Origin of the sequence: Paenibacillus sp. WLX2291, assembly GCF_046603665.1 — a bacterium.
In the GTDB taxonomy this organism is placed as follows: Bacteria; Bacillota; Bacilli; order Paenibacillales; family Paenibacillaceae; genus Saccharibacillus.
Genome location: NZ_CP176755.1, coordinates 1406764 through 1418575, shown reverse-complemented (window position 1 = coordinate 1418575; position 11812 = coordinate 1406764). Strand labels below are relative to the sequence as shown.

The 11812-nt window shown below is 44.5% G+C and carries 11 protein-coding genes; 2 read left to right on the top strand and 9 right to left on the bottom strand.

Translation table 11 applies throughout. The features are described 5' to 3' along the window. Nucleotides 1-162: 162 nt before the first annotated feature. Nucleotides 163-564, top strand: coding sequence for a secondary thiamine-phosphate synthase enzyme YjbQ (locus ACDE64_RS06115; RefSeq protein ID WP_411345595.1), 402 nt, complete (start codon nucleotides 163-165; stop codon nucleotides 562-564). 69 nt (nucleotides 565-633) lie between these two features. On the opposite strand, the gene ACDE64_RS06110 is transcribed toward ACDE64_RS06115, so the two are convergent. The 7 genes from ACDE64_RS06110 to tkt all read right to left on the bottom strand — a co-directional run bounded on the left by ACDE64_RS06110 (nucleotide 634) and on the right by tkt (nucleotide 8264). Beyond that, a complete protein-coding gene (locus ACDE64_RS06110; protein ID WP_411349354.1) occupies nucleotides 634-1035 on the bottom strand; it encodes a hypothetical protein in 402 nt (133 codons plus the stop codon). Between the two features lie 24 nt (nucleotides 1036-1059). After that, nucleotides 1060-1680: a hypothetical protein gene (locus tag ACDE64_RS06105; RefSeq protein WP_411349353.1), complete on the bottom strand. Its 621-nt coding sequence runs from the start codon at nucleotides 1678-1680 to the stop codon at nucleotides 1060-1062. Between the two features lie 784 nt (nucleotides 1681-2464). Then, entirely contained in the window at nucleotides 2465-3046 is a 582-nt protein-coding gene (locus ACDE64_RS06100; RefSeq protein ID WP_411349352.1) for a TetR/AcrR family transcriptional regulator, read from the bottom strand. 165 nt (nucleotides 3047-3211) lie between these two features. Beyond that, on the bottom strand, nucleotides 3212-3856 hold the full coding sequence (locus tag ACDE64_RS06095; RefSeq protein WP_411349351.1) for a YigZ family protein: 645 nt from the start codon (nucleotides 3854-3856) through the stop codon (nucleotides 3212-3214). A 193-nt stretch (nucleotides 3857-4049) separates the two neighbouring features. After that, nucleotides 4050-5405 carry a glucose-6-phosphate isomerase gene (locus ACDE64_RS06090; RefSeq protein WP_411349350.1) on the bottom strand — a complete coding sequence of 452 codons (1356 nt, stop codon included), beginning with the start codon at nucleotides 5403-5405 and terminating at the stop codon, nucleotides 4050-4052. A gap of 285 nt (nucleotides 5406-5690) precedes the next feature. Further along, a complete protein-coding gene (locus ACDE64_RS06085) occupies nucleotides 5691-6002 on the bottom strand; it encodes a pyrimidine/purine nucleoside phosphorylase (protein WP_411349349.1) in 312 nt (103 codons plus the stop codon). Nucleotides 6003-6206: 204 nt separating this feature from the next. After that, nucleotides 6207-8264 carry a transketolase gene (gene tkt, locus ACDE64_RS06080; RefSeq protein ID WP_411349348.1) on the bottom strand — a complete coding sequence of 686 codons (2058 nt, stop codon included), beginning with the start codon at nucleotides 8262-8264 and terminating at the stop codon, nucleotides 6207-6209. Nucleotides 8265-8503: 239 nt separating this feature from the next. On the opposite strand from tkt, the gene ACDE64_RS06075 reads away from it, so the two are divergent. Next, entirely contained in the window at nucleotides 8504-8935 is a 432-nt protein-coding gene (locus ACDE64_RS06075; RefSeq protein ID WP_411349347.1) for a hypothetical protein, read from the top strand. Between the two features lie 198 nt (nucleotides 8936-9133). Here the strand turns inward: ACDE64_RS06075 and purU are convergent, their stop codons facing one another. Next, nucleotides 9134-10030, bottom strand: coding sequence for a formyltetrahydrofolate deformylase (gene purU / locus ACDE64_RS06070; RefSeq protein WP_411349346.1), 897 nt, complete (start codon nucleotides 10028-10030; stop codon nucleotides 9134-9136). Nucleotides 10031-10291: 261 nt separating this feature from the next. Further along, a complete protein-coding gene (locus ACDE64_RS06065) occupies nucleotides 10292-11410 on the bottom strand; it encodes a deoxyribonuclease IV (protein ID WP_411345586.1) in 1119 nt (372 codons plus the stop codon). Nucleotides 11411-11812 lie beyond the last annotated feature (402 nt).

The following is an 11812-nucleotide window of genomic DNA, read 5'->3' as shown; positions in this document are numbered from 1 at the left end:
GTTCAATGACCGCTTCTTTGTGTTAAAATGGCATACTTTACTCTAGAATCGGGTAATATACAGACAGAAATTGTGTTTTATGTACCTGTTTATCATCATTTATGTACATGTAGCGCCAGTGTAATCACCACACTGAAAAAAAGTAGCGAAAGAGGGATAGTCATGCTAGAAACGATGCAACTTTCTACTGGGAAACGCGACGAAATGAGAGATATTACACGCGAGGTCGCAGCAGTAGTCGGCCGTAGCGGTGTACAAGAAGGAACCGTTCTAATCTATTGCCCACATACGACCGCAGGCATCGCCATTAACGAAAATGCCGATCCTGATGTTAAACATGATGTATTGATGCGTCTGGATGAAGTGTATCCATGGGAGCATCCGAAGTATCGCCATATGGAAGGCAATACCGCCTCCCACCTCAAATCGATCACTACCGGACCTTCCCAAACCGTAATCATTCAAGACGGGAAACTGCTGCTCGGTCGCTGGCAAGGCATCTATTTCTGCGAATTCGATGGCCCGCGTCAACGTCAATATTTGATTAAAATCATGGCAGGTTAAGACGAAAAGCATATAAGAAAAAGACACGTATTCTATTGATGTACAGAACGCGTGTCTTTTTTCATTCATTTATGAGATAGAAATGATATGTTGCCATTCAGCATTTAAATCATTACCGAACGTTCTAATATCCTCGGCTAAAGCAATCAATTCAAAATCTTGATCTGATCCATAAAAATGTAACTTATATTGATCATTAGACATATCCATGTTTATCCAACTCAGCTCATACAAATGTTTTTCGAATGAAGAATACAGACCATGTAACTGTGGTAATGGAAATTGTGAAGTTGCCTCAATATAACTTTCGACAACCATATTGGTCCAACCAAATTCCAACTCATACTGCATTCGATTCAACTCTACGTATTGAAAATACATACGAGAACCTTCGCTTTCACCTGGAATATGACGTTTGATGCTCAACTCTACATAATTACCATTTTGCTTTGCATCTTTAAGAATAGCCATAGTGCTCCTTTCTGTTAGTACTTATTATTTGAAACTCCATACCGATTTAAACCAACGCTTCGTTATATTTACTCGATGATCAATTGTATTCTTACCATTATCATTGTACACAGTAATAACTTGATTTTCATCGCTACTTAATACTGCTATTAGTTTGTTATTAGGGTCATGAACAATACGTGCACCTGTCTGAATGTCTACATATTTTTCTACAGCTCTCATACCTGAAGCCTTACCATCAAGCAAATTATCAATCATTGCAGTAGTTATACCATCATTAATCGCTTCACGAATAGCATGGATACTTACAGATGTGACAACATTTCGGGCTGTTGTATGAACTACAGCAGCAGTTGCTCTTTGTGCCAACTGTTGCATTGTAAAGCGAACAATATGTCCAATAATTGGACCTACTATAGACGGCTTCACATTCGCATCATCTAATTCAGCTATTGCATAATCACTTTGTTCTAATGGTATATTATCCTCATATTGTTCATATAGTTTATCTATGTAATTCGAATACTCTTCACTTTTAATATTAGTTGCACTGGGCTGCGCATTTGACAAGGACGGAAATAAAATAAAATTAAACAGTAATACAAAAGATATTAAGATTTTTAAAGTTTTAATCGATGTTTGCATTAGCTTGCACCTCTGTATTTTATTTTAGTCGGCCAACTTTTACTATCATATCTCCACATCCTTTTTATTTCAATTATGTATTTTTTTATATTAAAAAAATTTTATTTCAATATATTTATATTATATATGACCCGTAATGCTAGTTCGATTTAATCTTGGATCATGCCTATCATCGGACCTAGATTGCCCTGCACGAAACGATGCCATGCTTGTTCCGACGTAAATCCTAGCCATTTTCCGAGCAGATGAAGAGAAAGAATATGAGAATCACTTTGATGAAGCAAATGACTATGTTTTCGTTTAAGAAAGGGAGAAATGCTCTGAAGTACACGCTGAACGATACGCAAGATAGCGAAAAATCGGCTTTGTAACGACTGTGGTTTTTGTGTGCAATAAAGATGTCTTTGCACAGGAATCCACCTTCCAAAATGGGGTTTGGTCACTTTCATTTCGGACGTTTTTCTGGGAAAAGGCTATTTTTATTTTTCAACTAGCACCATAGGTTATACAGCACTTTTGAATAAAACCAAAAGGCGGCTTCCTGATGATTCTGTATCAGGTAAGCCGCCTTTGATTATGTTCCCATGTATGATCGCCCAAGGGCAGATGCTTTCCCTGTCTGTTCCCGCTATAGGGATTCAACGTTTTGACAGGGGAAAGCCTTAAAGCATATAGACGCACGTACTTCATCCTTTGCTCCAGTATTCGGTTATGTCCATGATACGGTGTTGCACCTCAGTATAATCACTTTTATCATCCGTATCAGCTAGGACTATCTGTTTCGTTACAGTACCCGGCACAATGTCTTCACATGCGCCACTGCTGCCGCTTCCACTTCCTCAAAGCTCACACGATCCTGAATGTAATACGAAATAAAGCCAAGGATCGATAAAAACAAACTCAGCGGTACGGTATGCATTGCTTCTAGCGAATGCTCGTTCAGCTCCATCTGCTGACGCACGATTGAGGCAAACACCTCAAAACATCGCGATTGTTCAGCACGACAATAGCTCAACAGCTCCTCATCGCGGATCATAAACATAATTTCATACTGGTGGGCATTATTCAGCCCAAAACGGATAAATTCGAGCAGCAAACGTTCCACTCGATTATGATCGCCTACTTCTGGCGCTTCTTTGACCTGAATCAGCAACTGACAGAGATGGTCAAAATCCTCCATCACAATGGCATAAAACAGCTCTGCTTTTTCTTTGAAATGATAATACAGCGAACCATGGCTGTATCCGAGATGCTGACCGATACTACGCATTGAGATAGCGCGGTACCCTTTGGTCACAAACAGATGCCTGGCTGCCTCCAAAATCCTCTCTCTTGATAACTCCTGCTCAACCGCTCTACGCGCCATAGTGTGATTCCCCTTCAAGCAAGCATTTGGCCTAACGGGTTTGCGACTGTGTAACGGTCTACACCATGAACAGATGATTGTATCTGCTCCTAGATCGGATTGCCAACCCCAATGGCATGCCGATCTTCCGTCCACCGCATTCCCTGTATGGAATATGTCATCGTCTTACTCTTGTTCAATATAATATAGCTGCTCTCCTAGCATGATCTCCGCCTGTCCCTGGGTCAGATCGGTCATCCACGCCTGAAATGCCTCTGCCTCACTCGCAATCGGCAAACAATGTAAAATTACTTTGTCGGTAAATTCTGTCTCGCCCATGCGGATACCGCGATTGCGCAATTCGTTCTCCAATTTGCCCAGCCATGTATACTCAATCTCCACCTGTACTTCCTCGTGAAGCACATTCGTGATCGACTGTCCGGCTTCGATAGCAGCTACTGCTCCGTCCGTATAGGCACGAATGAGCCCGCCCGCTCCTAGCATAATCCCACCAAAATAACGGGTGACCACGATGGCGATATCCTGCAATCCTTGGTTTTTGATCACCTCCAAAATAGGCTTGCCCGCCGTACCGCTTGGCTCTCCGTCATCAGACTGACGTTGTATCTCGCCGCGCGAGCCGATCAGATAGGCAGAACAGTTATGAGTGGCGTTCCAATGCTGCTTTTTGATGCTCTCGATAAAGGCGAGCGCTTCTTCTTCGGTTGCCACCGGTTTGGAGTGACCAATAAAACGTGACTTTTTAATCACAATTTCTTTGGCTCCAGTTTCTTTTATCGTTTTGTAGCGTTCCGGCTTATCCGTTGTCATGATGTCCCTTTCCTATGCGAGTTACTAAAGATATCATACACCATATTTAGGTATCAAGAAAGCAGCCCCCTGACCCTTCGGCCAGAGAACTGCTTTCTCCATGAAGTTTATCCTATTTTACATCAAAAGTAGCTTACTCGAAAAGACTTTTCAATCAGCTTCTTTTGCAGAGATGCGAAGAAAGTTTACACGCTTATTCAGACAGACGTGCTTCCAGCTCTTCTTTTTGTTTCTCAAAGCCCGGTTTGCCCAGCAGCGCGAACATATTCTTTTTGTATGCTTCTACGCCTTCTTGGTCAAACGGATTCACGCCGGACAGATAGCCGCTAATTCCGCAAGCTTTCTCGAAGAAGTATACGAGGTAGCCAAACGAGAATGGCGTTTGATCCGGGATGTTCACGATCAGATTCGGTACTTGACCGTCTGTATGCGCAAGTAGTGTACCTTGGAATGCTTTTTTGTTGACGAAATCCAGTGTTTTACCAGCCAAGAAGTTCAAACCATCCAGATCATCTTCGTCTTTTTCAATCGTAATATGGCTTGCCACTTCTTCCACCTGAATTACAGTTTCGAAGATGTTACGGCTACCATCTTGGATGAATTGACCCATGGAGTGCAGATCGGTCGAGAAATCAACAGCTGCTGGGAAGATGCCTTTGAAGTCTTTGCCTTCGCTTTCGCCGTACAGTTGTTTCCACCATTCGGATACGAAATGCAGGGATGGCTCGTAGTTCACCAGAATTTCGATTGCTTTACCTTTACGATGCAGAGCGTTACGAACTGCTGCATACTGGTAGCTTTCGTTTTCAGCAACATTCGGGTTGCTGTATTCTTTGGCAGCGGCGGCAGCGCCGTCCATGATTTCTTGGATGTCTACGCCCGCAGCAGCGATTGGCAGCAATCCTACTGGTGTCAGAACAGAATAACGTCCACCAACATCATCAGGAATAATAAAGCTTTCATAGCCTTCCGCATCTGCCAGTGTTTTCAATGCGCCTCTAGCACGGTCCGTTGTTGCATAGATGCGTTTTTTCGCTTCTTCTTTGCCGTATTTTTTCTCCAGCTCGGCACGGAAAATGCGGAATGCAATCGCAGGTTCAGTTGTTGTACCGGATTTGGAGATTACATTCACGGAGAAGTCTTTGCCTTCAATTGCTTGCAGCAGGTGATTCACATAGGTAGAGCTGATGTTGTTACCAGCAAAGTAGATTTCAGGCGTTTTGCGTTTGTCTTTTGGCAGTACATTGTAGAAGGAATGCGTTAGCATCTCAATCGCTGCGCGCGCGCCCAGATACGAACCACCGATACCGATAACGATCAGGACTTCGGAGTCGCTTTTGATTTTTTCAGCCGCTTTTTGGATGCGGGCGAATTCTTCTTTGTCATAGTTGGTTGGCAGGTCGATCCAGCCCAGATAGTCGGAACCTGCGCCTGTACCGTTGTGCAGTTGTTCATGTGCGAGACGAATCGGCTCGGCAAAATAATCCACTTCATGTTGAGCGACAAAAGAAAGAGCTTTGCTGTAATCAAATTTCACTTTTTTAGACATAATATCGTTACCCTCCCAAAATGAATTCATGATACACATAGTTTCTGTATCCAACATCCTGCCGGCACATATTCTCTATACCGATCAGGCTTACCCGTGTTTAAGTATGACGTCATCATACTCGCAATGCAAGCGATCTGCCACGGGCTGTCAGTTGATGACGTAAGTATACCGCGATTGCCAAAGAAGACGAAATGACTTTGCATATATCGCCAACACTAGCTTTTGACCATACCTATATCTTTACCCGGTCTTGCAGCAATCAAAAACGTGACTGTTATGACATTACGCGTAGGAGCAGCAGTAATCTGTAACCGTGCTAATTTCCAACTTAAAACTGGAATTTGCCGGTACTTCAAATGTCGCCTGACCGTCGATATGCAGCCATTCTTCACTGCCTGGCAGCAGAACGGACAGTTTTCCTGCCAGAATCTCCATCGTTTCATGACTGTCTGTGCCAAATTCGTACGATCCTGGTAGCATGATGCCGAGGGTCAGTTTACTACCGTCTGGCAGCAGCACGATGCGGCTGGTCACTTTACCGTCATAATATACATTCGCTTGCTTGACTACCGTTACATTTTCCAGTTGGCTCATTGATCATTCCGCTCCCCGTTTGCTTGATAATAATCGTTTGGTATCGACGTATATCTTGTATCGCAGTTCATATCGATACTCCACCACCACTATGAACATATCAGAAAAAAGCGCAGGGCGGCGCGGGGCCACCTCTGCACCTTTTCTGTCCATAACAAGGTATTTTGCTGTACGGCAATACACATTGCCATGTGATTTATGAAATTAGGACAGCAGTCCTTTAACTTTTTGGACTACATTGTCAACAGTGAAGCCGTACTCAGCGATTACGCGATCGCCAGGAGCGGATGCACCAAATGTAGTGATACCCAGGATTGCGCCTTTGTCGCCAACATAACGTTCCCAGCCAAAGGTTTGTGCCATTTCGATTGCCAGACGAGGTTTTACATCAGGCAACAGGACGGAATCGCGATATGCTTGATCCTGTTTCTCGAACAGCTCCCAGCTTGGCATGCTGATGACACGAACTTCGATACCTTCGGAAGCCAGTGCTTCTTGTGCTTTTACAGCCAGTTGTACTTCGGAACCTGTAGCGATCAGTTGAGCGACCGGTTGACCCGCTTTTGCATCGGATACGACATAAGCACCTTTTTTGATGTTTTCGCGTACGCCATCTACTGTACCTGGCAGGATTGGCAGGTTTTGACGAGTCAGTACGAGAGCGATTGGACCGCCTTTGTTCTCAACTGCGTGTGCCCATGCAGCCGAAGTCTCGTTACCATCCGCAGGACGGATTGTAGTCAGACCCGGGATAATGCGCAGGGAAGCCAGTTGTTCGATCGGCTCATGCGTAGGGCCATCTTCACCAACAGCGATACTATCGTGAGTCAGTACATACGTTACAGGCAGACCCATCAGGGAAGCCAGACGTACAGCCGGACGCAGGTAGTCGGTGAATACGAAGAACGTACCGCCGAATACTTTGATACCGCCATGCAATGCAATACCGTTCATTGCGCCAGCCATTGCAAATTCGCGTACGCCGAAGTAGATGTTGCGTCCAGCGCGTGTTTCCGGTGTGAAGTTGTCCAGACCTTTCAGGTGAGTCATCGTGGAGCTTTCCAGGTCGGCAGAGCCGCCTGCCAGCTGAGGAACACCATTGATCAGACCGTTCAGTGCATTACCGGAAGCAACACGAGTCGATACCGCTTTATCTTCGGTGCTGTAGAATGGCAGTTCTTTATCCCAGCCATCTGCCAGATTACCGGAGAATGCAGACTCAAATTGAGCAGCCAGTTCTGGATTTTCTTGTTTGTATTGGGCGAACAGCTCGTCCCATGCTTTGTTCGCTTCTACGCCGCGTTCTTTTACTTTGGCAAAGTGTTCACGAACTTCGTCTGGTACGTAGAAGTCTTCTTCGTATGTCCACTCGTAAGCTGCTTTGGTCAGTTTCGCTTCTGCGGAACCCAGTGGGGAACCGTGCGTACCGCCGTGACCGCCGATACCTTGTTTGTTCGGGCTACCGTAACCGATAACTGTCTTCACTTCGATTAGTGTTGGACGGGACGTATCTGCTTTCGCTTCTGCCAATGCAGCTTCGATTGCAGGCAGATCGTTACCGTCTTCGACGCGCAGTACTTGCCAGCCATAAGCTTTGTAACGGTCTTCTACGTTTTCGGAGAAGGACAGATTTGCTTTACCATCCAGCGTAATATCGTTGGAATCGTACAGCATAATCAGTTTGCCCAGTTGCATGTGACCTGCCATAGAAGCAGCTTCACTGGCTACGCCTTCCATCATGTCGCCATCGCCACAGATCGCATAGGTGAAATGATCGATTACGTTAGCATTGCCTTTATTATAAGTTGCCGCCAGATGGGATTCTGCGATTGCCATACCAACTGCCATCGCTACACCTTGACCCAGAGGACCGGTTGTTGCATCAACACCTACAGTGTGACCAAACTCCGGGTGACCTGGAGTTTTGCTACCCCATTGACGGAATTGTTTGATTTCATCCATTTCCAGACCGTAGCCGGACAGGTGCAACAGGCTGTACAATAGCATGGAGCCGTGACCTGCGGACAGCACAAAACGATCGCGGTTGACCCAAGTTGGGTTAGCCGGGTTATGTGTCATAGTTTTGGCGAACAGTTGATAGCCCATTGGAGCGGAGCCCATTGGCATACCAGGGTGTCCGGAATTTGCTTTTTCGATTGCATCGATAGAAAGCGTACGAATTGTGGAAATCGACAGATTGTCCACTTTGGAGTTTTCGGATTTGTTAATGCTCTGTTCCTGCTCTTGTTTCTTGTCAGTCATGTTAATCCTCCTCATTCTTCTTGGTAAAGCGAGGTGCCCAGGTTGTATCTCATTTGAAACAAGGTTGTCGATTTCAGGAGTACGAATATTCCAAATGAAATGATTCCCCTTGAGTCTTTCAATTTGACTTATTACCCTTTGTCCATTGTAACACTAGTTTCGACAGTTTGCCATATCGTTATTTTGTTCCACTGTATTTATACCCAATATCACCTGTACGAAAAGAGGAGGACTGTATTTTGCGTAAGATCATCCAACAGGGTTTGCTTGCCGGATTGGTGAGCGGCATCATTCTCGGACTGGTTCTGAAATGGATTCAGTATGGAACGGGAGCGCTTGTGTATACATTATTGCTGAATGTTGATTTTGTTCCGGTGTTGCCGGATGTATTACCGGAATGGTTGGAGTTTGCCATGCATCTTGTCGTGGCGCTGGTATTGGGCGTATTGTTCCGATTATGGATTTCGCGCTGGCATCATCCTTGGCTGGCGGGACTGGCACTTGGTGTGGCATCATCGCTGTTATTTTTCCCGCTGGCGATGATGTCGGATCGTGTACCGGCAGTGAATGATGGGCAGGCGTATATGTATTGGCTGATTGGGCATCTGCTATATGGGCTGGTGCTAGGTATGGTTGGTAGATGGCAGATACGTCAGCGTTCATTATTTTAAAATATCACTTGAATATAAACAGTGCGTTAAAAATAACAGCCTTTTGCATCATATTAACGACTGAGTCTTAGATTGCTAGTCGTTGATCATACTAATAAAAAATGCCACTCTAAATGCTAGAGTGGCGTTTCTTTATAAGCAAAATCCGTATGATTTATTCGATACTATACATCACATTCATACGAATAAGAAGTCAAATCAATTAAACACAACCGTCTTGTTCTGATGAACCAGAATACGGTCTTCCACATGCCATTGCACAGCACGAGCCAGTACAACACGTTCAATTGTACGACCGATGCGTTTCAATTCATTCACATTGTCGCTATGGCTCACACGCTGTACATCCTGCTCGATGATCGGACCGCCATCCAGCTCCTCCGTAACATAGTGAGCTGTCGCACCAATGATTTTCACGCCGCGATCATATGCTTGCGCATAAGGCTTACCGCCCACAAACGCTGGTAAGAACGAGTGATGAATATTGATAATCCGGTTACGATAATGTTCGATGAAGGTTGGCGAAATGATCTGCATGTACCGTGCAAGCACGATCACATCGATATCTGCACCAATCACTTCCAATTGACGACGTTCCGCCTCCTGCTTCGTATCGGCAGTAACCGGGATATGATGAAATGGAATGCCAAACGATTCCACATAACTGCGCATATCATTGTGATTGCTTACAACAAGCGCGATTTCAGCATCCAGATCGCCTGCTTGCCAGTGCCACAGCAGTTCAACCAGACAATGATCTTCTTTGGATACGAAGATCGCTAGACGCTTTTTACGACTAACCTGATTAATATTCCAGGTCATGCCAAAACGGTTGGCAATATCGGAAAAGTCGTTTTCCAGCGCTTGCAGATTGGCTGCTAGTTCTGGTAGATCAAATTCGATACGCATAAAAAACATACCGCCATCCGGGTCCATCGTATACTGGTCAGATTGTACAATATTGGCTCCGTGTTCATACAAAAAGCGCGACACCGTAGCGACAATACCCGGACCATCGGGACACGAGATTAGCATGCGTGCACGATGCTGCTGTGGTTCACGCGGGGATTGATTTTGTTTTACATGTACTTCCATGAGACGTAAGATCCTCCTTCAACAATGGCGCAGTTTCGTTCGATATGACAAAATATCTTATCTTACAATCTAGGTGAAATTCAGCATATTGTAAATAGTTCAATCACACTTCTGCTATCGACGTCATAACAAAGGTAGATTCAGATGTAAGCTTGTTTGGACGAACTGTCTGTGCCCGGTGGACAGAGAGAATATCGAACATATCCATCATTTCATTGGTAAGATCTCAGTATTGATAGTTGGAGGTCATGTACAGATTCATTACAGAGCGTTCTTGCCTGCAAGCCATGCAATCAGACGCTTGTTGATCTGCTCCTCATTCAGTGCTGCAAACAGTCCATCTGCTGCTATCAGATCATACAATCGCTCCAGCGGCTCACGCGGGTCGGCTTTGCGGGCTTTCGCATCACTTTTCAATACGTTCCAAGTGTCCAGTACATACGGACGTGCATCAATGCCTTGACCGTCGAAGAAATGATGCAGCTTTTGCACATCTTCTACAAATTCATTGCCAAAACGTCCTGCTACATCTCCGCGCAGCAACGCAATTTCCACTTCATACATCGGATTTTGTTTCTTCGCATCTTTACCGATCCAAGGCGTTTCCAGAATAAATGGACGTCCTGTTAGCTTCTCATGGTGTACTAGGTTGTTCAGCGCTTCAAAACCAATCCAGCCGCTACCTAGTGGAGTATGTCGGTCTTTTCCTGCACCGACTGGATTTTTGCTATCGTTAACGTGAACGACAGTGATACGATCCAAGCCGACAATCCGATCAAATTGCTCTAACACACCATCCAGATCGTTAACCAGATCATAACCAGCATCGTGAGTGTGACATGTATCAAAGCAGACGGTTAGACGATCGTTATGCGGTACGCGCTCCATAATACGAGCAATCTCCTCAAAACTTCGACCAATCTCTGTTCCTTTGCCCGCCATCGTTTCCAACGCGATATTCACATCTGTTTCTTTCACGCCAGCTAACACCTGTTCCAACCCTTTGGCAATACGGTCGATACCATATTCTGCATCCATATCTGTAAAAGCACCGGGATGAAGCACGATATTGTGTACACCGATTGCGTGAGTACGGTGAATTTCTTCTTGCAGGAAATTGACAGCCAGCTCATACGTATGTTCCTTGTATGAACCGAGATTGATAATATATGGAGCATGTACGACGATTTCTTCTACACCCATTTGCTCCATTTTCGCTTTGCCTTCATCTAAAAACATCGTGTCCATCGGCTTGCGGCGCGTATTCTGGGGTGCACCGGTATATATCATAAATGAGCTAGAGCCGTATTCATCTGCTTCATTGGCTGCGCTAAGTAACCCTTTATTGGAAAACGATACGTGAGAACCTATTTTTAACAAGTCATTTCCTCCTCAGTCAATTGTGCCAGCTTAATTAATACTTATTGAATCGTTTGAATAGTGCAAAACAAGAAAACCTATTGTTCATTCTGTACTTGAACATACAGGCATAACAATAAGCTGTAGATTCAGAATGTAACCTGCAATTCCGCTACAGGAATCTCACCTATTTTAACGCGGATAGTTCAATAAAGCCAGAATGTTGGTATGAACAATGGATTAAATTTGAATGTGATTTTATATAGAAGAAATACCTTTAAATTGGTTAATAACAGTGTAGTGGCTTTTCTACAGGCTATCTTCATTTGAACATATGCTCGACATTGACAGCAGGTATAGTGAAATATGTAAAACATATTTTTGATGATACATGAACTCACTTGTGATACACACTCTTATCTG